General features: G+C 63.7%; 22 protein-coding genes. 13 read left to right on the top strand and 9 right to left on the bottom strand.

The window, feature by feature from the left end; translation table 11 throughout:
- Nucleotides 1-471 (bottom strand): hypothetical protein (locus VFB18_RS04200; RefSeq protein ID WP_324971320.1); only part of this gene is annotated, 471 nt, incomplete at its 3' end.
- 229 nt (nt 472-700) lie between these two features.
- A complete protein-coding gene (locus VFB18_RS04195; RefSeq protein WP_324971319.1) occupies nt 701-1,333 on the bottom strand; it encodes a hypothetical protein in 633 nt (210 codons plus the stop codon).
- Between the two features lie 248 nt (nt 1,334-1,581).
- On the opposite strand from VFB18_RS04195, the gene VFB18_RS04190 reads away from it, so the two are divergent.
- Entirely contained in the window at nt 1,582-1,965 is a 384-nt protein-coding gene (locus VFB18_RS04190; RefSeq protein WP_324971326.1) for a GIDE domain-containing protein, read from the top strand.
- 13 nt (nt 1,966-1,978) lie between these two features.
- Here VFB18_RS04190 and VFB18_RS04185 read toward each other — a convergent pair whose 3' ends face one another.
- The gene (locus tag VFB18_RS04185; RefSeq protein WP_324971317.1) at nt 1,979-3,199 is read right to left on the bottom strand and encodes a diguanylate cyclase domain-containing protein; all 1,221 of its coding nucleotides are present in this window, start codon (nt 3,197-3,199) and stop codon (nt 1,979-1,981) included.
- A 284-nt stretch (nt 3,200-3,483) separates the two neighbouring features.
- Between VFB18_RS04185 and VFB18_RS04180 the strand changes: the two genes are divergently transcribed.
- From VFB18_RS04180 to apbC, 3 genes are all read left to right on the top strand, one after another.
- Nucleotides 3,484-3,804, top strand: coding sequence for a hypothetical protein (locus VFB18_RS04180; protein WP_324971315.1), 321 nt, complete (start codon nt 3,484-3,486; stop codon nt 3,802-3,804).
- Nucleotides 3,805-3,815: 11 nt separating this feature from the next.
- Nucleotides 3,816-5,267, top strand: a complete 1,452-nt coding sequence (locus VFB18_RS04175; RefSeq protein WP_324971313.1) for a sulfatase — start codon at nt 3,816-3,818, stop codon at nt 5,265-5,267.
- Between the two features lie 77 nt (nt 5,268-5,344).
- Nucleotides 5,345-6,502 carry an iron-sulfur cluster carrier protein ApbC gene (apbC, locus tag VFB18_RS04170; RefSeq protein ID WP_324971311.1) on the top strand — a complete coding sequence of 386 codons (1,158 nt, stop codon included), beginning with the start codon at nt 5,345-5,347 and terminating at the stop codon, nt 6,500-6,502.
- 645 nt (nt 6,503-7,147) lie between these two features.
- On the opposite strand, the gene VFB18_RS04165 is transcribed toward apbC, so the two are convergent.
- The 3 genes from VFB18_RS04165 to VFB18_RS04155 all read right to left on the bottom strand — a co-directional run bounded on the left by VFB18_RS04165 (nt 7,148) and on the right by VFB18_RS04155 (nt 10,475).
- Nucleotides 7,148-9,100 carry a putative bifunctional diguanylate cyclase/phosphodiesterase gene (locus VFB18_RS04165; protein WP_324971309.1) on the bottom strand — a complete coding sequence of 651 codons (1,953 nt, stop codon included), beginning with the start codon at nt 9,098-9,100 and terminating at the stop codon, nt 7,148-7,150.
- A gap of 198 nt (nt 9,101-9,298) precedes the next feature.
- Nucleotides 9,299-10,309 carry a GTP 3',8-cyclase MoaA gene (moaA, locus tag VFB18_RS04160; RefSeq protein WP_324971307.1) on the bottom strand — a complete coding sequence of 337 codons (1,011 nt, stop codon included), beginning with the start codon at nt 10,307-10,309 and terminating at the stop codon, nt 9,299-9,301.
- Nucleotides 10,302-10,475 (bottom strand): hypothetical protein, encoded by a 174-nt coding sequence (locus VFB18_RS04155; protein ID WP_324971305.1) that lies wholly within the window; start codon nt 10,473-10,475, stop codon nt 10,302-10,304. The genes moaA and VFB18_RS04155 overlap by 8 nt, the downstream gene beginning before the upstream one ends.
- Before the next feature lie 113 nt (nt 10,476-10,588).
- On the opposite strand from VFB18_RS04155, the gene VFB18_RS04150 reads away from it, so the two are divergent.
- Entirely contained in the window at nt 10,589-10,783 is a 195-nt protein-coding gene (locus VFB18_RS04150; protein ID WP_324971304.1) for a DUF6494 family protein, read from the top strand.
- Between the two features lie 19 nt (nt 10,784-10,802).
- Nucleotides 10,803-11,156 (top strand): DUF971 domain-containing protein, encoded by a 354-nt coding sequence (locus VFB18_RS04145; RefSeq protein WP_324971324.1) that lies wholly within the window; start codon nt 10,803-10,805, stop codon nt 11,154-11,156.
- Here VFB18_RS04145 and ada read toward each other — a convergent pair.
- The gene (gene ada, locus VFB18_RS04140) at nt 11,153-12,244 is read right to left on the bottom strand and encodes a bifunctional DNA-binding transcriptional regulator/O6-methylguanine-DNA methyltransferase Ada (RefSeq protein ID WP_324971303.1); all 1,092 of its coding nucleotides are present in this window, start codon (nt 12,242-12,244) and stop codon (nt 11,153-11,155) included. The genes VFB18_RS04145 and ada overlap by 4 nt on opposite strands.
- 125 nt (nt 12,245-12,369) lie before the next feature.
- Nucleotides 12,370-13,410, bottom strand: coding sequence for a PQQ-dependent sugar dehydrogenase (locus VFB18_RS04135; protein ID WP_324971301.1), 1,041 nt, complete (start codon nt 13,408-13,410; stop codon nt 12,370-12,372).
- Nucleotides 13,411-13,830: 420 nt separating this feature from the next.
- Between VFB18_RS04135 and phoR the strand changes: the two genes are divergently transcribed.
- From phoR to phoB, 7 genes are all read left to right on the top strand, one after another.
- Nucleotides 13,831-15,195: a phosphate regulon sensor histidine kinase PhoR gene (gene phoR, locus VFB18_RS04130; RefSeq protein WP_324971299.1), complete on the top strand. Its 1,365-nt coding sequence runs from the start codon at nt 13,831-13,833 to the stop codon at nt 15,193-15,195.
- Nucleotides 15,196-15,405: 210 nt separating this feature from the next.
- Nucleotides 15,406-16,452: a phosphate ABC transporter substrate-binding protein PstS gene (gene pstS, locus VFB18_RS04125; RefSeq protein WP_414675644.1), complete on the top strand. Its 1,047-nt coding sequence runs from the start codon at nt 15,406-15,408 to the stop codon at nt 16,450-16,452.
- Between the two features lie 95 nt (nt 16,453-16,547).
- On the top strand, nt 16,548-17,546 hold the full coding sequence (gene pstC / locus VFB18_RS04120; RefSeq protein ID WP_324971297.1) for a phosphate ABC transporter permease subunit PstC: 999 nt from the start codon (nt 16,548-16,550) through the stop codon (nt 17,544-17,546).
- Nucleotides 17,547-17,602: 56 nt separating this feature from the next.
- Nucleotides 17,603-18,406 (top strand): phosphate ABC transporter permease PstA, encoded by an 804-nt coding sequence (gene pstA, locus VFB18_RS04115; protein ID WP_414675645.1) that lies wholly within the window; start codon nt 17,603-17,605, stop codon nt 18,404-18,406.
- Nucleotides 18,403-19,221, top strand: a complete 819-nt coding sequence (gene pstB, locus VFB18_RS04110; RefSeq protein WP_324971293.1) for a phosphate ABC transporter ATP-binding protein PstB — start codon at nt 18,403-18,405, stop codon at nt 19,219-19,221. The genes pstA and pstB overlap by 4 nt, the downstream gene beginning before the upstream one ends.
- Nucleotides 19,222-19,247: 26 nt before the next feature.
- Nucleotides 19,248-19,979 (top strand): phosphate signaling complex protein PhoU, encoded by a 732-nt coding sequence (gene phoU, locus VFB18_RS04105; RefSeq protein ID WP_324971291.1) that lies wholly within the window; start codon nt 19,248-19,250, stop codon nt 19,977-19,979.
- Between the two features lie 3 nt (nt 19,980-19,982).
- Nucleotides 19,983-20,708, top strand: a complete 726-nt coding sequence (gene phoB, locus VFB18_RS04100) for a phosphate regulon transcriptional regulator PhoB (protein ID WP_324971289.1) — start codon at nt 19,983-19,985, stop codon at nt 20,706-20,708.
- A gap of 72 nt (nt 20,709-20,780) precedes the next feature.
- Here phoB and VFB18_RS04095 read toward each other — a convergent pair whose 3' ends face one another.
- Complete coding sequence (locus VFB18_RS04095) at nt 20,781-21,290, bottom strand: GcrA family cell cycle regulator (RefSeq protein ID WP_324971287.1); 510 nt, start codon at nt 21,288-21,290, stop codon at nt 20,781-20,783.
- Between the last annotated feature and the right edge of the window lie 211 nt (nt 21,291-21,501).

Below are 21,501 nucleotides of genomic sequence, written 5' to 3'. Positions count from 1 at the left end.
CGCCTTGCCGAGCTCGGCCTTCATCGCCGCTTCCTCCGGCGTCGAGATGCCGACCCGGTACCATTTCGGGTGCTTGGTGCGGTCGACGCTGGCCATCTGGAACTCGAGCAGCGCGGGCTCGTAGACCTGATTGAGCAGCGCAATCTGCTCTTCGAGCTGATGCTCGGGAAGATTGCCCGCCCGCCCGTCATGAATGATGTGGAAGTGTACGGGGATGACGGTTTTGGTGTTGAACTCGATATTGTTGCTGCGGAGCGCCGAGCGCACCCGCTGCGTGCGCCTGATGTCATAAAGCGTTGGCAGCGGCGTCCCGCACCGCCGCCCGCTCGACACGAAGGCCTTGCGGTTCGCGTATTGGGTGCCGCCAACATTGATCGGCGCGTCGTCGTCGGCGGCGAACGCCGCGACGTCTCCAGTCAAGCTCGCGAGCCCCGCGCACACTGCGCATGTCACGAATTCGCGCCGGTTCATGGCGTTGACGTCCTTTCAGCAATGGTGAAGGAGAAAGTTTGGGGCTGCCGGAATGCGGGACGGCAAGGCGTAAGGCTCAAGGGTCATAGGCGGCAAGCCGGGTAACGCTGAAACCGGCGGGAGCCTATCGCGAAACCGGAAATCCGTCACCTTAAAGGCAAGCAAGGAAGGCTCGCCCCTGAGGAAGGAGCGGCGGCCGTGCAGGCTTTGCTCTGGCCGTGGGAGGCGGCTAGTGCCTGACGAGCGGCCAGCCCTGGATCTTCGCCTTAAGCAGAGTGACGGGCGCCTCTGGCGCCGCCTTGTAGGTGCCGCAGGGCTTTGGCGCCGCGGTCCCGATCAAGAGCCGTTCGGGCACCGGAGAAGAGGCATCCCAAAGTGCGGCGAAGGCGAGCCGCGCGAGCCGCACGCGGTCTGTCCCCGCCTCGTCGAACAGGGCAAGCGCGTTCCGCTTGTCGGGATCGCGGCGCATCGGGTCTCCCGACCAGCACATGGCCGCACCGTAGGTCGCCTGCTCATGGGCGTCGAGCAGCCTTGGATTGCGCGCCCAGCGGATCAGCTCGCACGGCTTCTCTTCGGGAGCGAGTTCTGCGAGCGTCGCAAAGAATTCGCGGAGTTCGTCGGCCGGCTCGAGCTTGGCTAGGATCGCCTTGGCCCGGATGCCTGCGCCGAGGAATTCGTCTTTCAAATGGAGGAGCGCCTTGGCCGGGTCGGAGCTTGCCGAGCGCAGAACCAACGTGATGGCGCGGGGCGCCTGATCATGGTCCCTGGTCGCCGCGACGAAGCGCGACGCGACGCCGATATGCCGATCGATTTCGACCCGTCTGAAATCCCTCGCAACTTCCGAACTGCCCACAACGCGCATGTTCCCCCTCGCTTTTTGTGGAAGTGGTTTGCCGGGCAGACGCTATGACGCTTGGCCGTGGCCCGCTATCAATAGCAAGAACAGGGTTAAGGAAGGCTTGACCGAAGCCCATTTTCGATACGCCGAACGCTTTTCAGGCCTCTGCCCTATAGCCGTTTCCGGCCGGCTCCCCGTAGGTTCAGCCCGGGCTCGATCCCCGTCGCAAGCCCCGGGCGCTTGCGCCCCGAATCCAAACGCGGGTCTGAGCGATTCGGTTCACGTCGCCGCACATTTTTTGCTCGGTACGAGTCCAAAGCGGACCTCCCGGTAACCCTCGCAAAACGCTATCGTCCCTTGCGAATCGCGGCGGGCCGCCGGTCGATGCCGAAATCGACGTGCTCGGCGTCGTGGGCAAGGACGGCTGCATCGAAGCGCCTCCGCCCGGAGCCAAGGACCGGCGCTTCCTCATCAGCGTCAAATCCGAGGAGACGCGGGCGGCGGAGCTCGGCGGCAATAGCCGATGGATGCTCGGCCTCGGCGTTTTCTTCTTGATTGGCTCGGTGGTCTGCCTCGGCTCGGCCTATTGGATGGCACGCACCGGCTTCAGTCTCGACGCCCCGCGCGACATCTTGCAGAACGACACCTGGTGGTAATCCGCGCGCGCCGCTAAGCCGCCGAGGCTGCGGCGCCGCCGCCCCTGCGTTTAATCCAGTAGAGTGCTCCGTCGGCAGCCTTGATCAGGGACTCCCCGTCGTGGCCATCGCGCGGATAGAAGGCGACGCCGATGCTGACCCCCAAGGCGGTGCCGCGTCCGCCAGGGATGTCGAACGGCAGCTCGAATGAGGTCATGATTGCCTCAACCAGGCGCTCTGCCTTGGCCGGCTCGGCGCCGGCCTGCATGACGAGGAATTCATCGCCTCCGACCCGGCCGACGACCGCGGTATCGCTCGCCGCACGCCTTAGTCTCTGCGCGGCCTGCCGCAACACGTGGTCGCCAACGAGGTGGCCGTGCCCGTCATTGATGCATTTGAAGCGGTCAAGGTCCACGAACAGGAGAGCGAAGCCGGCTTTGGTGCTGGCATTGATCGAGGTGTCGATCAGCCTGTTGATATAGCCCCTGTTCGGCAGTCCGGTGAGGTGATCGTGATCGGCGAGATGCCGCAGCTCGCGCGTCGTGTCGTAACTGATCAGCGCGGCGGTGAGACCGGAGAGAATCACGAGCAGCGTGACCCCGGCGATCGCCGTGGCGAGCAGCTTGTTGTCGATCTGCGCCGAGCTTGCGACGAAAGTGGGATCGTATTCGACCGTCGCCGCTCCCATGGCGGTGAAGTGGAGAACGCAGATGGCCGCCGTGAGCGCGCCTGCCGCAAGCGGCAACGAACCCTTCATCGTGAACAACCACATCGCCATCGCCGATAGCACGATTCCCGCTGAGATCGAGGCGACGACCAAGTCGGCGTCCCAGCGGATGTGCCCCGAGATGCTCATCGCGTTCATTCCAGAGTAGTGCATCACGGCGATGCCGGCCCCGACCACAGCTCCCGCGAGAATGCAAGCCGAGTTGGACCTGAAGCGCTCCGCGATCGAAAAGCCGATGCCCGTCACTACAATCGCAATTAGGAGCGAGGCAAGGGTGAGGACGGAATCGTACGTGGTCGGAAGCGCCGACTTGAAGGCCAGCATGGCGATGAAATGCGTGGCCCAAATGCCCGAGCCCGCGGCGACCGCGGTTTGCAGCACCCAGGCCCAGCGGCTCAAGCCGCGCGAGCTCGACGACATGGCGTAGAGGTACCAGGCGGTCCAACTCGTCGCCCAGCAGATCGCGATGGCGAGCAGAACGAGCCGGTAATCATGCTCATATCTGATGCAATCGAGGACCCGATACATCGGCGAATATACCCCACTGGCGGGCTAACCTATTCGATGTTGGGCTGAGCGCAGCGTCTAAGTTCGCCGTCGGGTTATCGAAAGTTTAACCCAATATCCTAACGCCAAAGTGGGCCCAATCCGGCTGGGCGTGCCGAAGCCTGAACCTCAACGAAGTTTGTGCTTCCGAGCCTGAAGGGGAGCCGCCGATGCGGCGCGGGACCGCATTCCCCGCCAGCATCTTTCCGCAATCGCCGAGTAATGATCCCGGCCGCCGGGTGGGCGCGGCCCATAAGGAGCAAGCCTTGGCCTTCTATCTCGTCTCTGCCGTTCCGAAACACGGCCTAATGGAGGAGCTCGGTGAGCGTCTGGCAGCCGGTGCATTCCTCGATCTCGAGCCGTTCGGCCGCGCGCTCACTCACGCGCTCCGCAATGCGCGGCTGAGGCGCGATGGCGTTGCCGTGTGGGAAGAGGAGGACTATTGCAGCCCGCCCCTCGCCCAAGAGCGTGCCGCCGTGCTCGACGCTTTTTTCCACGACCTTCGTACCGAGGCGGTCGGCGAGGGGCTAGGCTGGAAGAAGATTGAGGCACTCCCATTGCTCTTCCCCGAACTGGCTGAGACCTGATGCACTCCCTTATGCCCCTGCGCCTCTTCGCGGCCCTTATCCTCCTCCTCGCTTCGGCGACGGCATCCGAAGCCGCGCCCAACATCGTCGTCATTATGACCGACGATCAGGACGACACCGGCTCGATTGCTTATATGCCGAAGCTCCGCGCGCTGGTCGGCGAGCAGGGCCTCACCTTCAAGAACAGTTTCGTCGACCTTCCGCTCTGCGCGCCGAGCCGCGCCTCGTTCTTCACCGGACAGGCAGCCCACAACACGGGGATCAAGGCCAACAACCCGTTGGACGACGGCGGCTGGGAATCCTTCAAGGACAAGGAGGCGAACGCGCTTCCCGTTTGGCTCAAACAGGCGGGCTACACCACGGCGTTGTTCGGCAAATATATCAATCGCTACGGACAGCAAAGCACATGGGGCGCCTGGCTCGCCTGGGCCGGCAACCTGATCAATGTCGAACTCAAGGGTCCGACCGTCGGCAATCCGCGCGATTGGGTGCCACCGGGCTGGGATCTCTGGTTCGCCTTCACCGGCTCGCGCGCCCGCTATTTCGACTACGCGGTCAATGAGAACGGCACCATCCTCTATTTCGACCATAGCCCGAGCGACTATTCGACCGACGTGGTCAAGGATCGCGCGGTGCGCTTCATTCGAGACCAGGCGGGGAAGTCCACGCCCTTCTTCGCCTACATCGCCACAAAGGCCGTCCACTCCCAAGGCGCACGCGCAATTCCCGCTCCCCAATATGCCAATGCCTTCGAGGAGGTCGGGCTTCCGATGGGGCCCAACTTCAACGAGAAGGACGTGACCCGTAAGGCATTGAAAGCCAATCCCATCCACGGAGAGTCGCAGACACAGCTCACCAAGGACTATCGCGCCATGCTCCAGGCGCTGCAATCGGTGGACGATCTCGTCGCTGCCGTGGTCGAGGCGCTGAAGGAGGCGGGCAAGCTCGACGACACGGTGATCATCTACACGTCCGACAACGGCTATATGTTCGGGGAGCACCGGCTGATCGGCAAGTCCGCAGCCTATGAAGAGTCGATCAAGGTTCCCCTCCTGATCAGCGGGCCTGGCATCCCCAAGAATGAGATCCGCAATCAGCTCGTGACCAATCTCGACCTGACAGCGACCATCGTCGATCTCGCTCATGCGAGGCCTGGGACCATCCTCGATGGCCGGTCGCTCGTGCCTCTCTTTGCCAAGGCCCCTTGGCGGAGCGCGATCCTGTTGCAGAGCCCGATCAATCGCTTCCAACTGCCGCATAACCGGTTTACCGCCGTGCGCACCGTCACGCGGAAATACGTGAAATATGACAGCGGGTTCGAGGAGCTGTTCGACCTCGAGGCCGATCCCTACGAGTTAAGCAACGAGATCGCGAACCCGTCCTATGCGGGCGACCTTGCCGCGCTTCGTGAGATGGACGACAAGCTAAAGACTTGCGCCGGCGCGAGTTGCTTCGTGCCTTGAGCCCCCGCTCCGCCGGTTAACGCGTAAGCCACGCGACGGTTGGTGTTCGCACAAAGCAGGCATACATATTCCACATCATGACCGAACGCCTCACCAAGGAGCGCGTGCTCGAGGCCCTCAAGGCGATCAGGGGCCCCGATGACCGCGCCGACATCGTCTCGCTCGGCCTCGTCTCCGAGGTCGTGATCCACAAGGGCAAAGTCTATTTCGCGATTTCCGTCGATCCCGGCCGCGCCAAAGAGCTTGAGGCCCTGCGCGAGGCCGCCGAGAAGGCGGTCGCCAAGCTGCCGGGCGTCGAACGCGTGGTGGTGACGCTCACCGCCGACCGTGCCCCATCGGCCGCGCGCGCGGGCAACGGCGGAGGAGCGTCGCCGTCGCCCTCATTCGCCCGGCCGGGCGCGGCCCGCGACGCCCGCCATCGCCCTGGGGGCCTGCCCGGCGTCGCCAACATCATTGCCGTGGCCTCCGGCAAGGGCGGCGTCGGCAAATCGACCACCGCGGTCAATCTTGCGCTCGGACTGAAGGAGCATGGCCTCAAGGTCGGTCTGCTCGATGCCGATATCTACGGGCCTTCGATGCCGCGCCTTCTCGGGCTGAAAGGCCAGCCGCAGCAAGTCGCCGAAAACAAGCTCCAGCCGATGGAGGCTTACGGCCTCAAGGTGATGTCGATGGGCTTCCTCGTCGATGAGGAGACGCCGATGATCTGGCGCGGGCCGATGGTGATGTCGGCGCTGTCGCAGATGTTGAAGGACGTGGCCTGGGGCGATCTCGACGTGCTTGTCGTGGATATGCCGCCCGGTACGGGCGACGCTCAGCTCACCATGGCTCAGCAGGTGCCGCTCGCCGGCGCCGTGATCGTCTCGACCCCGCAGGACCTTGCGCTCATCGATGCCCGCAAGGGGCTTGCCATGTTCCGTAAGGTGAATGTGCCGGTGCTCGGTATCGTCGAAAACATGAGTACCTTCATCTGCCCGCATTGCGGCGGACGCTCCGACATTTTCGGCCATGGCGGCGCGCGTGCCGATGCCGAGCGGCTCGGCGTACCCTTCCTGGGCGAGGTGCCGCTGACCCTTGCGATCCGGGAGACCTCCGACGCGGGGAAGCCCGTCGTGGCGACGGATCCCGCCTCTCCCGCCGCCCATGCCTATCGTGAGATCGCCGCGCGCGCTCTCGCCGAGCTTGGGCGCGCGAAGGGCGCCGCGCGTCCGGCGCCCCACATCGTGGTCGAGAGTTAAAAGATTCACAAAGGAGGGCGACTCAGCTAACTCGAGTGTGGCGTGAAGGAGTGCACCGGATTAAGGGCTCGCTTCCACCGCCGCCGTGAACCGACTGAAACCAAGTCTTCCGGTTTTTGCCATTGGCGCAGGCGCCGTTCACGCGATTGCGCTCGCGATTCTCCTGCCACTTCTCATCACACTGCCGGGCCCGGGCAGCAGCCCTCCGAAGCCGGTCAACATCGAAGTGGACTTTAGGAAGGGGGCGGAGCCCGCGCCCGTCGTGCCCGACCTCTCTGCGGTCAAGCCCGCATCCGAAGAGACTTCGGCGCTCCCTCCGCCATCCGAACCCGAGGCTGAAGCGGCCGGCACCCTTGCCGCCGTGAACCCGGAAGCTTCGCCAGAAGCAAGAGTGGAGCCTGACGCCGCCCCGGCGCCGGCGGAGAGGCGGAAGCCCAAGGCGCAGGTCAAAGCCGCGAAGCCCGCTCAGACGGTGGTAAGGCGGGCGCCGCAGAAAAAGACCTTGTTTCCGCGCGGGCTGACCGCCAAGCCGCTCTTTGGCGGAAGCCCGGTTCGGTCGAGATCCCAAGGCCAGTCATGGGGAGCCTTGTTCAATGCGCCGCACTAAGCGGCGGCCGGCAAGAGATAGGGTTCGCCACGAAGCGATCAGGCTGCGCTGCTTTGCGACGGAAACGGCGCCGTGGCCTTGCCGCTCTTGGCCTTGGACGGCTGTTCAGCCTCGCCCGGATAACCGTAGAGGAAGCCCTGAACCTGGGCGCAGCCGAAGTCGCGCAACATCTGCGCCTGCTCTTCCGTCTCGACCCCCTCGGCGGTAATGGTCACATCGAGCGACTTGCCAAGCGCGATGATGGTCTTGACGATCGCCCGCATGGCCGGGTCGCGCGTCATGTTGCGCACGAACTGGCGGTCGATCTTGATCTTGGAGAAGGGGAAGCGGGCGAGGTAGCTCAAGCTCGAATAGCCGGTGCCGAAATCGTCCATGGCGATGGCGACGCCGAGATCGCGCAGCCGGTTGAGCTTGCTCAGCACCTCCTCCGTGTCCTTGATCAGAAGGTTTTCGGTGATCTCGAGCTCGAGCCGGGCAGGATCGAGCCCCGTCTCTTTCAGGACATGCGCCACCGTCTCGGCGATGTCGCCGTCGCGGAACTGAGCCGGCGACAGATTGACGGCGACGGTGAGCGGCTCCCTCCAGGTCACGGCGTCGCTACAGGCACGTTTGAGAACCCACTCGCCGATCGGCACGATGAGGCCGGTATCCTCGGCGACGGAGATGAAATGCCCCGGCGCGATCTTGCCATGCACCGGGTGATGCCAGCGGATCAGCGCCTCTGACCCGATCTGCCGCTCTGTGGCGAGGTCGTATTGCGGCTGATAGACGACGTCGAACTCGTCGCGTCCGAGCGCCAGCCTGAGTTCCTGCTCGACGAGCCGCCTGCGTTGCAGCGCTTTGTCCATGCTCGGCTCGAAGAAGCACATGCGCTGGCCGCCGTCGCCCTTGGCGCGCGAAAGCGCGATCGTCGCATGACGGAGCACGGTCGTAGCTTTGTCACCGTCGACCGGCGCGATGGCGATGCCGACGCTGGTCGTGAGCAGAAGGTCCTTGTCGGCAACCTGGAACGGGCTGCGCAGAGCATCGATCAGCCGGTTCATGAATGCCATCACATCGCCGAGATTGGTGATATCGACGAGTGCGATGGCGAATTCGTCGCCGCTCAACCGCGCCAGCAGGTCGCGTTCGCGCAACGTGAGCTTGACGCGCGCACCGATCTCGCGCAGCACCTGATCGCCGCCGGCATGATCCGCCGCGTCGTTGATCTCCTTGAACTTGTCGATGTCGAGGCAGAGCACGGCGATCTGCGTCTTGTCGCGATTCATGCGCTGGATCGCTTCGCTGAGGCCCTCGATGAAGGCGCGGCGATTGGCAAGCCCGGTGAGCGCATCGTGGCTCTCGAGATAGCGCACCTGCTCAACGGCTTGCCGCCGCTCCTGACTGCGCATCCAGGCGAAGGCAACCGGCGTGGCAATGCCGATGCTGAGTAGCAGTAAGGTAATGGCGGCGATCATGCCGAAATAATCTGACAGCACGTTCGCCTGGTCGGTCTGGTTGAGATAGATGACGAAGCTGCCATGGGGTTCGCCGTTCAGCTCAAGCGGCAGATTGAGCACGGCGAAATGCGTAGGCGAGCCACCCTTTCCCGTCGATTCGTAGAGTGCGACCTGCGGGGCTTGCGGCGTCGGGCCGCTCGCCGCCGTTTCCGGAGTGGTCAGCAGATTCATCCCCGACAGGCCGCTCGTGAAGCGCAGCCGGTCGTTTTCATCGTAGAGCTCGAAGCGGAGCACGCGATGCGCATAGCCTGCGTGCTCTATGATGTTGGCGAGTTGCGGCGCCTGGCCCGGACGCGTGAGCGCGTCGAACACGGCATCCGGTTCTTTCAGCATTTGCGCGCGGATGCGGTCCGCCGCAGTCATGGCTTCGCGCCTGAGCTCGATCGTGCTGATTCGACCCGGAGCCAGAAAAGCGGTGAGCGCAATCAGCGCGCCGAGGAGCGCCAATCCGGTCCAATGCCATTGCTTTTTGAGCGATTCGTAAACCGCCATGAATCGCCGCCGCTGACTGCCGGTTACCCGATGAGTTCCCTGATTAGGAGCGACAATTTATCGAACGATGCGTTAAGAACGCCGTAAGTGACGCCCGAGAAACGAGACTGGCAGCCGATTCGTCCGCCTACTGAAAGCTTGAGCTCGCGCGATTTTGCGTGCGCTAAGGTAGTAATTTGTTAACGCTCGGCTCAAGCTTCACCCGCCTGTCATGGACATGTGCCTGGAAATCGAGGGTTTTTCGCCGCGGCCAATGACGAAGTCGTGGCCCTTGGGCTTGCGGGCGATGGCCTCGTCAATCGCGGCGTGCAACAATTCGTCCGACGCGCTGGCACGCATGGGCGCGCGCAAATCGGCCGCGTCATCCTGACCGAGACACATATAGAGAATGCCGGTGCACGTCACCCGCACCCGATTGCAGGATTCACAGAAATTGTGGGTGAGCGGCGTGATAAAGCCGAGCCTCCCGCCCGTCTCGGCGACCGTGACGTAGCGCGCGGGTCCTCCTGAACGATAGTCGAGGCCGTCAAGGGTGAAGCGCTGATTGAGCCGCGTCCGGATGAGTGAAAGCGGCAGATATTGGTCGGTGCGGTCGCCGTCGATATCGCCCAGTGGCATGGTCTCGATCAGGGTGATGTCGAATCCCCGGCCGTGGCTCCACTCGATCAGCTCGGGGATCTCGTCCTCGTTCACGTCCCTGAGCGCGACCGTGTTGATCTTGATCTTGAGCCCGGCGCGGGAGGCGGCCTCGATCCCGCGCATCACCTGGGCGAAATCGCCGTAGCGCGTGATGGCGCGGAACTTGGCGGCATCGAGCGTGTCGAGCGAGACGTTGATGCGCTTGATGCCGCAGTCGGCGAGTGCCGTCGCGTAGCGCTCGAGCTGGCTGCCGTTGGTGGTGAGGGTAAGCTCGTCGAGACCGTTGCCGATATGGCGGGACAGCGATCTGATCAGCCACATGATGTTGCGCCGCACGAGCGGCTCGCCGCCGGTCAGCCTGAGTTTCCTCACTCCGCGGCTAACGAATGCGGTTGCCAGCCGGTCGATCTCTTCGAGGCTCAGCAATTCCTGGCGCGGCAGGAAGGTCATGGCGTCCGACATGCAATAAACGCAGCGGAAGTCGCAGCGGTCGGTGACCGAGACGCGCAGATAGGTGATGCGCCGCTGAAAGCGGTCGATCAACGGAGCGGATGGGTCGGCCCTATTCATCGTCCTCTCGCTCGAGCGGGTTCCTGCCTTTGCGCCGATAAGTCTTGGCGCTCTTTACCACACGCTGGCGGTAGCCGGCACCGGCAAGCGCCACCGCAGCCGCGCTTCTGCGCTTGACGGGGTTCCTCGCCGTCACCTTCGCCTTCCGTCCGCTTCGCTTTTTCACGGCCGCCCAGCCCCTTAGCATCGAGCCGGTTTCGTCTCTAATATAAGTCTATTCGAGGTTCGACGGACAGGGATGGCCGGGAGGCTGGCGTCTGCAACTCAAGGAGACCGCACATGGACGAACACCGCTTCAATATGTCGCTCAGGAAATACCTGAAGGAGGTGGGCGTCACCTCTCAGCAGGAGATCGAGCGGGTGGTGCGCGAGGAACACCTCGAGGGCAAGGGCAAGCTCAAGATGAAGATGGTGCTTACCGCTAAGGGGACGGGGCTGAACCACGTGGTCGAAGGCGAGATCGACCTCGGCTAGCGGCCTGGACATGACCATTATGGCCGAGCCTTGGCCTACCGAGATCAAGCTCAGCAAGGATCACCGCCTGCTCACCGTGGCCTTCGACGATGGGTTTCGTGCCGAGCTTCCGGCCGAGCTTCTGCGCGTGCTCTCCCCGAGCGCCGAGGTCCAGGGCCATGCGCCGGAGCAGAGGGTGACCGTCCCCGGCAAGCGGAATGTCGCCATCCTGCGCGTCGAGCCGGTCGGCAACTATGCCGTCCGCATCGTCTTCGACGACGGCCACGACACCGGCCTTTACGTGTGGTCCTATCTGCGCGAACTCGCCGAACACAAAGACGAGCGCTGGGGCGCGTATCTGAACGAGCTCGCCGCCAAGCACCTGACCCGTTAGCCGCCTTTGCTTTTGGCTTCCTTGGCGAGGAGCGCCCGCTTGCGGTCGATCCCGCCGGCGTAACCAGTCAACGACCCGTCTGAGCCGATGACGCGATGGCAGGGAATGGCAACCGCGATCCGGTTCGTTGCGCAGGCGCGCGCGACGGCGCGAGTTGCCTTCGGGGCTCCGATTGCCTTGGCGATCTCCGCGTAGCTTGCCGTCGAGCCCGGCGGGATACGGCGCAGCGCCTCCCACACGCGATGCTGAAAGGCCGTCCCGCGGATATCGAGCGGGAGGTCGAGACCAAGGCTCGGATTCTCGACGAAGCGGATCACTTTGGCCGCAAGCCGTTTGAAATCGCCATCGCTTCCGTTGAGTCGGGCGCGCGGAAATTGTTTCGCGAGATCGCGCTCGAGGCTCTGAGGCTCGTCGCCGAAGAGAATGGCGCAGACTCCCCTGGCACTCGCCGCAACCAAGACCAGGCCGAGCGAGCTTTGACCGATCGCATATCTGATATCGGCGTCGGCCCCGCCGGAACGGAACTGACTTGGGGTCATGCCGAGCACCTCCGTGGAGGTCGCGTAGAAGCGGCCGTTCGAGTTGAAGCCGGCGCCGTAGATCGCCTCGGTCACTGTGGCGCTCCGGCCGAGCTGCTCGCGAATGCGCTTGTTGCGCTGCGCCGCGGCATAGGCCTTCGGTGTCACGCCGAGCCTCGCCTTGAACAGACGATGGAAATGATAGGGGCTTAGGCCGACGGCTTTGGCGAGCGCATCGAGCTTGGGTTCCTCCTCGGCCGCCTCGATCAGCCGGCAAGCCTTCTCGACCTTGGCTGCGTTGTGGCGGAAGAGTGACGGCTCGTCCGGCTTGCAGCGCTTGCAGGCCCGGAAGCCGGCCGCCCGCGCCTCCGCGACACTATCGCAGAAGCGGACATGCTCGCGCTTCGGGCGCCTCGCCGGGCAGGACGGCCGGCAGTAGATGCCGGTCGTCTCGACGCACACATAGAACTGTCCGTCGGAAGCGGGATCGCGCGCCACTGTGGCGGCCCATCGCTCGTCGTCGAGCGCCGGAGAAGCCGCAGGGCGCGGTTTGGCAAGAGCGGGGCTCATCAGCGGGATCCTCGGTGACCAGGCTAGTTTAGCGCGATATTAAGGCGCCCGGCTTTAGCGACACTCCGATCCTTGCTCCCAAACCGGCGCAATTCAGAAGCGTAGGGGCTGCGAGGTACTGGCCGCTAGAGGTGCGTCTTGTCCTCCTCGCTGACGGGCGGTCGTTCGACACGATACAGCATCCCGCGGTCTCCGTCGGTCAGGATGTAGAGGACGCCGGCCCCGTCGACTCGCACATCGCGAATGCGCCCGAGCTGATGATGGAAGAGATGCCTCTCGGTCAGGACGCAGTGTTCATTGAGGGTGAGTTCTGCAACCATCTCGCCGGCGAGCGCTCCTATCCAGATTTCGGTTCCCCCCGCCTCGGGCGCGACGGCGAGCGAACTCGGCGCAATCGATACCGGTACCCAATAACGAACCGGCAGCTCGGTGCCGGGCTCTTCGCTGTTGATCGCGATCGGCCGTCCCGAATAGTCGATGCCGTAGGTGGCGAGCGGCCAGCCGTAATTGCCGCCGCTGTGGATGAGGTTGAGCTCGTCTCCGCCCTGCGGCCCGTGCTCGTCGGACCACAGCTCTCCCGTCACCTTGTCGAAGGCAAGGCCTTGCGGATTTCTGTGGCCGAAGCTCCAGATTTCAGGTCGGGCCGTCGGCTCCTGGCGGAACGGATTATCGTCGGGAATGGTCCCGTCGCTCCTGATGCGCACGATGCTGCCCGATGTGTCGGACAGATCCTGGGCCTTGGCGGCATCCCAGCGATCGCCGAGAGACAGAAAAAGAAAACCATCTGGGGTCAAGGCCATCCGGCCGCCGAGCATTTCGGGCTTGGCGTTTGGCGTTCCTTCGAAGATGACCTGCTGCTCGGTGAGCATCTCGCGGTCCTGATCGAACCGCGCCCGCATGACCTTGACGCTCGACGCCGTCTCGTCGCCTTGCAAGTAGGACAGATAGATCAAGCCGTTGTCCGCGAAATCGGGATCGATCGCCACGTCGAGAAGTCCGCCGTGCCCGGCATAGAGCACGGAGGGCACGCCGTCGACGGCATAGGTTCCGGCCGCCTGCGTCACATGCTGCAGCCGCCCCGGTCGTTCGGTGACGAGATAGGAGCCGTCCGGCAGCAATCCCACCGACCACGGCGATTCGAAGGGCCCGGCGATGCGCTCCGCCACCAGACCTGCATCCTCCGCGAGAACGAGTCCGGCGTCATCGGCCGGGACATTCCAGCTCGGGGAGGGCGGACATGGCCATGCGGCTGAGACGAGAGTTAAGGTAGCGAGGCAAGCGACAACGATGGGCGGCAATCCGGCCAGACGCATGCTTATCCCCCGTTTGAATGCGGGTTGTGCGATAAGTAACGACGGTTAAGGAAGTCGCCGGCCCGTGTAAGCCCGCCTGCTTGCCCTCGGCAGCGAGCACCCCTTGTAAGGCCGCTATATAACAACAGGACACCGGCACGTGGCCAGCGTCACCTGAGTGTCATGGATAACACGGACGCATGTCGCAAAAGCGTGATATTCCCACCGCAATCATGTAGCAAATCAGGTAGCACAGGGGTCTTGGCGATTCGTGCACGTCGCGGGGAGAAGCGGTTGAGCGATCAGGTGGAGCACCGTGTTCCGGCGCTGCCGCGGGGGCTTCTCGGCAAGGCCGTTCAGGCCGTCATCCGCGGCTTCCGCGAGCTCGCGACGCGGTTCTGGGCCTCGCTGTGGCAGATCGTCGCCGTCGCCGTGATCATGGCCTCGCTCGTCCTTATCGCCGGTCTGTCCAAGGCCTTCGCCTTGATTGGCTTCGCAAGCTTCGTCGCTTCGGTCTTGCTTCTGCCGCGCCACGATGCCGAGATCGTCCAGGAGGATCTCGCGCGAACCCCGCCTGCCTCGGGCCGCACCGCCGCGATGCAACTGATGGCCGAAGCGTTGCCCGATCCGGTCATCCTCCTCAACCCGGCGGGACAGGTTCTCTTCTGCAACGCTCCCGCGCGCGGTCTATTCGCCTCTCTTCGCCAGGGCAGCCACATCTCCTCCGTCATTCGCACGCCCGAGTTTCTCGACGCGGTAAGCGCCGCGCCCGACCGAGGCCGCGCCGTGACCGTGACCTATGCCGAGCGCGTGCCGGTCGGCCGCCGCATGGCCGCGACAGTCGCGCCGCTCAGCCGCGGCGGCGAGCGTGCCGGCAACATCCTCGTGCTCCTGCGCGACTTGACCGAGATCGAGCGCATCAACCAGATGCGCGCCGACTTCATCGCCAACGCAAGCCACGAGCTGCGGACCCCGCTTGCCTCCTTGCGCGGCTTCATCGAGACGCTGCAAAGCTCGGCGAAGCAGGATCCGGCGGCCCGCGAGCGCTTCCTCGCCATCATGGCCGAGCAAGCCTCGCGTATGACACGGCTGATCGATGCGCTTCTCTCCTTGAGCCGGGTCGAGATGAACGCCCACGTGCCGCCGTCGGACCTGGTGGATTTGAACGACGTCATCAATCACGCCAAGGACACGCTCGAGCCGCTCGCCCGCGAAATGGGCTTCCGCCTCGAAGTCGGGCGCTTTCCACGTCCCGCCGTCGTGCGCGGCGACCGCGACGAACTCGTTCAGGTGTTGCAGAACCTCGTGCAGAACGCGCTCAAATATGGCGACCGGGGCGGGATCGTCCGCATCGAGGCGAAACACATTCCTTCGATCGGCCGCCAAGCCGGTCGCTACGCGATTGCGGTGATCGATAAGGGTCCGGGCATCGCGCCTGAGCATCTTCCGAGGCTCACCGAGCGTTTCTACCGCGTCGACGTGGCTTCGAGCCGCGAAAAGGGCGGTACGGGGCTCGGCCTTGCCATTGTCAAGCACATCCTCAACCGCCACCGCGGAGAGCTTGCGATTGCCTCGACCCCCGGCAAGGGCTCGACCTTCACCGTGATGCTGAGCGAGGTGAAGAACGCGCTGCCCGAGCGGGGAACGGCCGTCGGCTGAGGCCGGCGGGACGCCGCAAAAAGCGCTATCCACAGTGCTTTTCCGCCAAGCTTCCAGCCGTTTCCCGGCCTGTCACCCAACTGTCACATAACTGACATAGTAGCTTTATTACCCGGCGCTATCGCTCCGCCCGACGGTGGGGGAGGGGTCCTCCATCGCCGGTTCGTCTCTGGAACGAACTGCCATTCTCCACCCTCAAGGGAGAGCGAAATGAGGTTCATGTCTTATGCGGCCGCTGCGGCGATTGCCGCAGTGTTCACGGTTAACACGGCCGTTGCCGCCGATATCTCAGGGGCTGGCGCGACCTTCCCCTATCCGATTTATGCCAAGTGGGCCGATGCTTACAAGAAAGAGACCGGCATTGGTCTGAACTACCAGTCGATTGGCTCCGGCGGCGGCATCAAGCAAATCGAGGCCGGCACCGTAACCTTCGGCGCCAGCGACAAGCCGCTGCCCGGCGAGGAGCTCGACAAATTCGGCCTGGCCCAGTTCCCGATGGTGATGGGTGGCATCGTGCCGGTTATCAATATCGAGGGGGTGAAGCCTGGCGAGATCGTGCTCGACGGCCCGACCCTCGCCAAGATCTTCATGGGCGAGGTCACCAAGTGGGATGACGAGGCGATTAAGAAGCTTAATCCGAAGGCGAAGCTTCCCTCGCAGGCGATTGCCGTCGTGCACCGCTCTGACGGATCGGGCACCACCTTCAACTTCACCTACTATCTTTCTGACGTGAGCGCCGACTGGAAGTCGAAGGTCGGTTCCGACGCCTCCGTCGAGTGGCCGACCGGCATCGGCGCCAAGGGCAACGAAGGCGTCGCCAACAACGTGGCGCAGACGAAGGGCTCGATTGGCTATGTCGAGTACGCCTACGCCCTCCAGAACAAGCTGACCTACACCAACATGGTGAACAAGGCCGGCAAGACGGTAACCCCGACCTCGAAGACCTTCCAGGCTGCGGCCGCCGATGCCGACTGGAGCTCGAAGCCCGGCTTCGGCGTAATTCTTGCCAACCAGCCCGGTGACGAGTCCTGGCCGATGACCGCTGGGACCTGGATCTTGATGTATAAGCAGCCGAAGGATACCGCGGCGTCCGCCGAGGCGCTCAAGTTCTTCGCCTGGGCCTACAAGAACGGCGACAAGATGGCTGAGGAGCTCGATTATATCCCCATGCCTGACAAGGTCGTCGAAGACGTCGAGAAGATGTGGGCCAACGACATCAAGGACGCTTCCGGCAAGCCTGTCTTCGCCATGAACTAAGCCGTCTTTGGCGGGGGATAGAGGCGGGATCCACCGCTTCTATCCCCGAATTTTCCGCGCAGATGCGTGCCCTAATCGAATTAGAGGACCCTCAGATGATGGATGCGGCCGTCGCGGAGAGAAATCTCACTCTCGTCAACCGCGATGCTGTGCGCGACAAGACCTTGCGCCGGTTCCTCATCGGCGATCGCGTTTTCAAGACGATTACCCAAGTCTCGGCGGTCACGGTGCTCGCATTGCTTGCCGGCGTCATAGCGGCTCTGGTGCATGGCTCGCTGCCCGCCTGGCGCGCTTTCGGCCTTGATTTCCTGATCACGGAAAAATGGAACCCGGTCACCGAAAAGTTCGGTGCCCTCGCGCCCATCTACGGAACGATCGTCACCTCGACTATTGCCATGGTCATCGGGGTTCCCATCAGCCTCGGCATCGCGATCTTTCTCACCGAGATTTGTCCTGAGCGCCTGAAGCGCACCATCGGCACCGCCATCGAGCTGCTCGCCGGCATCCCCAGCATCATTTATGGCATCTGGGGCTTGTTCGTGTTTGCACCCTGGTTTCAGTCGCACGTGCAACCCTTCTTGATCGACACCTTCGCCGACGTCCCGGTGCTCAACCAGCTCTTCGCCGGCCCGCCTTACGGCATCGGCATGCTGACCGCCGGTCTGATCCTCGCCATCATGGTGCTTCCCTTCATCACCTCGATCACCCGCGAAGTGTTCGACACCGTGCCGCCGGTCCTCAAGGAAGCAGCCTATGGCATCGGCTGCACCCGCTGGGAGGTGCTACGCCGGGTGGTCATTCCCTTTACCCGCGTAGGCATCATCGGCGGCGTCATGCTGGGGCTTGGCCGCGCGCTCGGCGAGACCATGGCCGTGACTTTTGTCATCGGCAACGCGCATAAGATCTTTCCCTCCATCCTGGCGCCCGGGACGACCATCTCCGCTGCCATCGCCAACGAGTTCACCGAAGCGACAGGTGACCTCTACACCGCCTCGCTTATCGCCCTCGGCCTCATCCTGTTCTTCATCACCTTCGTTGTGCTCGCCGCAGCAAGGCTCATGCTGATGCGGCTGGCGCGGCAAGAGGGGAGGTGACCATGGCCAACATCGCCGCAACGCCCCGTTACCATCGTCGGCGCTGGCGAGACCATATGGCGACCGGGCTCGCGATCGGAGCGGCAGGCTTTGGTCTGACCTGGCTCGTCCTCATCCTCCTGGTGCTCGTGGTTAAGGGCGTGGGCGGACTCTCGCTCGCTGTCTTCACCGAGATGACGCCTCCTCCCGGAAGCGCGGGCGGCCTCCTGAACCCGATCGTCGGCAGCCTGATCCTCACTGCGCTCGCGGTGCTGTTCGGCACGCCGCTCGGCATGCTGGCCGGGACCTACATGGCGGAATATGGCCGCTACGCCAAGCTCACCATGGTGGTTCGCTTCATCAACGACATTCTCCTGAGCGCGCCTTCGATCGTGGTCGGCCTGTTCGTCTACGAGATCATGGTTGCGCAGATGGGGCATTTTTCCGCCTGGGCCGGCGCCGTCGCCCTTGCCATCCTCGTCATCCCCGTCGTGGTGCGAACGACCGAGGACATGTTGCTGCTGGTGCCCAATACGTTGCGCGAGGCTTCCTCCGCCCTCGGGCTTCCGCAATGGCTTGTGATCCGCCACGTCGCCTATCGCGCGGCGCGGGCCGGCATCATCACCGGCGTTCTGCTCGCCATTGCCCGCATCACCGGCGAGACGGCGCCTCTTCTGTTCACCGCGCTCAACAACCAGTTCTTCAGTTGGAACCTGAACGCGCCGATGGCAAGCTTGCCCGTCATCATCTTCCAGTTTGCCTTGAGCCCCTATGAGGACTGGCAGCAGCTTGCCTGGACCGGGGCTCTCCTCATTACCGTGGCGGTCCTCGGCTTGAGCATTTTGGCGCGAGCCCTTTCAGCTAAGAAGGTGCAGCTATGAGTCTTGCCGTTCGAACTGACGTGAAAGAGGCGACCGCGACGCCGGCTGAGGTGGCCGCGCTGGAACCGAAAGTCTCGGTGCGTAGGCTCAATTTCTACTACGGGGCCTACCGTGCGCTCGCCAACAACAATGTCGACCTTTACAAGAACAAGGTCACCGCCTTCATCGGGCCGTCCGGCTGCGGCAAGTCCACGCTGCTCCGCATCCTGAACCGCATCTACGACCTCTATCCCAATCAGCGGGCGGAAGGCGAAGTGCTGCTCGATGGCGAGAACATCTTGAGCCCGAAGACCGACCTCAACCTGCTGCGCGCCAAGGTCGGCATGGTGTTCCAGAAGCCGACGCCTTTCCCGATGAGCATCTACGACAACATCGCCTTCGGCGTGCGCCTATATGAGCAGTTGCCCAAGTCCGAGCTCGACGGCCGCGTCGAGGACGCGCTCAGGCGCGCGGCGCTGTGGGAGGAGGTCAAGGAGAAGCTCGACGCGAGCGGGCTCAGCCTGTCGGGCGGCCAGCAGCAGCGATTGTGCATCGCCCGCACCGTCGCCATCCGTCCCGAGGTGATCCTTCTCGACGAGCCCTGCTCGGCGCTCGACCCGATCTCGACCGCCAAGATCGAGGAGCTGATCGACGTCTTGAAGCAGGACTACACCATCGCCATCGTGACCCACAACATGCAGCAGGCGGCGCGCACCTCCGACTACACCGCGTTCATGTATCTCGGCGAGCTTGTCGAGTTCGATGACACCACCAAAATCTTCACCAATCCCAAACAGCAGCGCACGCAGGACTACATCACCGGCCGCTTCGGCTAGGCTCGCGCGCCAAGGAGACGCATCCCATGGAGAAACAGCACGAACACATCGTGAGATCTTATGAAGAGGAGCTTTCGCTCCTCAACAATAAGATCGCCAAGATGGGAGGCTTGGCCGAGCAGGTTCTCGGACAATCGATCGAGGCGCTCGAGCGCCGCGACCCCGAGCTTGCCGCCGCCACCATCCGTGAGGACGAGGCGATCGACGCGCTCGAGCGCGAGATCGAGGAGCAGACGGTAGCGATGATCGCCCGCCGCCAACCCATGGCCTTCGACCTCCGTCAGATCATGGCGGCGCTCAGAATCGCCAACGACCTCGAGCGCATCGGCGACCTCGGCAAGAATATCGCCAAACGCGCCGTCGCCGTGGTGAGCGAACAGCAGCCGAAGCAGCTCATGCTCGGTCTGAAGCATATGGGCGAGCTTGCCCTCGGCCAACTCAAGGACGTGCTCGACGCCTTCATCGAGCGCGACGCCGATCGCGCGCTCAAGGTCTGGTACAAAGACGAAGAGATCGACGCGATGTACAACTCGCTGTTCCGCGAGCTCCTCACCTACATGATGGAGGACCCGCGCAATATCGGGCTGTGCACGCATCTCCTGTTCGGCGCCAAGAACATCGAGCGTATCGGCGACCACGCCACCAACATCGCCGAGAACGTCTATTACCTGGTGCACGGTACGGCCATCACCGATCAGCGTCCGAAGGGTGACACGACCAGCACGACGCCCGTCGCGCTAAAGAGATCCGCGGGATAAACCATGCTTGAGACGAACGCCATGAGCGCAGGAGCCAAAGTCTTGGTCGTCGAGGACGAGGAGCCGCTCGCCCTCTTGCTTCGCTACAACCTCGAGGCCGAAGGCTATGCGGTCGACGTCGTCCATCGCGGCGACGAGGCGGAGGTGGCGATCGCCGAAAGCTCGCCGGATTTGATCGTGCTCGATTGGATGCTGCCCGGCCTCTCCGGGCTCGAGCTCTGCCGCCGTCTGCGCACCGGCAAGGACTCCCGCCACATCCCGATCATCCTGCTCACCGCCCGGAGCGAGGAGAGCGATCGCATCAGGGGCCTGACGACGGGCGCCGACGACTACGTAGTCAAGCCTTTCTCGTTGCCCGAACTGATGGCGCGCGTGCGCGCCATTCTCCGCCGCACCAACCCCGAGCGTATCGCCTCGGTGTTGACCGTGGGTGATATCGAACTCGATCGGGAGTCGCACCGGGTCACCCGCAACGGCCGCCAAGTCCATCTCGGGCCGACCGAGTTCCGTTTGCTCGAATTTCTCATGCAGAGCCCGGGCCGCGTGTTCAGCCGCGCGCAGCTGCTCGACGGCGTATGGGGCCGCAACGTCTATGTCGATGAGCGCACCGTCGATGTGCATATCGGCCGCCTGCGTAAGGCAATGATGCGCGGCAACGAGAGCGATCCCGTACGCACCGTGCGCGGGGCAGGTTATGCCTTCTCCGACAAGCTCGAAGAGCCGGCTTAAGCGAAATAACCCCCGCCAAATGAAAGAGGCGCCAAAGACGGCGCCTCTTCCGTCCGCCCCTGCCGCCTAGCCCTAGCCGCTGGCAAGCCGCTTCTCGCGCCGCCTGACCTGCACCGGCTGATAGGCCATGCGCGCGTGATGCTCGCAATAGGGCAGCGAGCCCAGTTTCTTGCGGCCGCAGAAATGAAATTCGGGTTCTCCCGGATCACCGATCGGCCAGCGGCACATCGACTCCTTCAGCGTGACAATGGTCGCCCGCTCGGCGAGCGGGATGACAAGCTCCTCGAGCGGCGCGAGGTCGGGCTCGGCCTCCGCCTCGAACTGCGCTTTCAGCGCGACGTTGCCGCGGGTCCCGAACATCAGCGATGTCGCGCGATGTTGGCGCGGCAGATGCGTTGTGCGGCGCGGGCGTGGCGCGTTCGAACGCGAGCTCGTCGCCCGGCCCGAAAGTCCGAGTCGATGCACCTTCCCGATTACCGCGTTGCGGGTCACTCCGCCGAGCCGCCCGGCGATCTGACTTGCGCTTAAGCCTTCGGCCCAGAGTTTCTTGAGCAGTTCAACCCTCTCGTCAGTCCAACCCATGGTTTGGCCTCCTCGTTTGGACTCGGAATCCCCCCGTCTCGCCAGGAGACGGCGCTTGAGACACTCGGAGTTACTGGTGAGATTGACCGCCCGGGCGCAACGCAGCACCCACGACATCTGGTAGCCGAGCGGTTATTACGCTACTATATCCGGGAGAATCCGGCAAGCGTCCGCCACGCCTGTCCTCTCCGTTTTCCACCGGAACGAGGGG

This window comes from Methyloceanibacter sp., assembly GCF_035650995.1.
Lineage (GTDB): Bacteria > Pseudomonadota > Alphaproteobacteria > Rhizobiales > Methyloligellaceae > Methyloceanibacter.
This window is presented reverse-complemented; position numbering and strand designations above follow the sequence as displayed.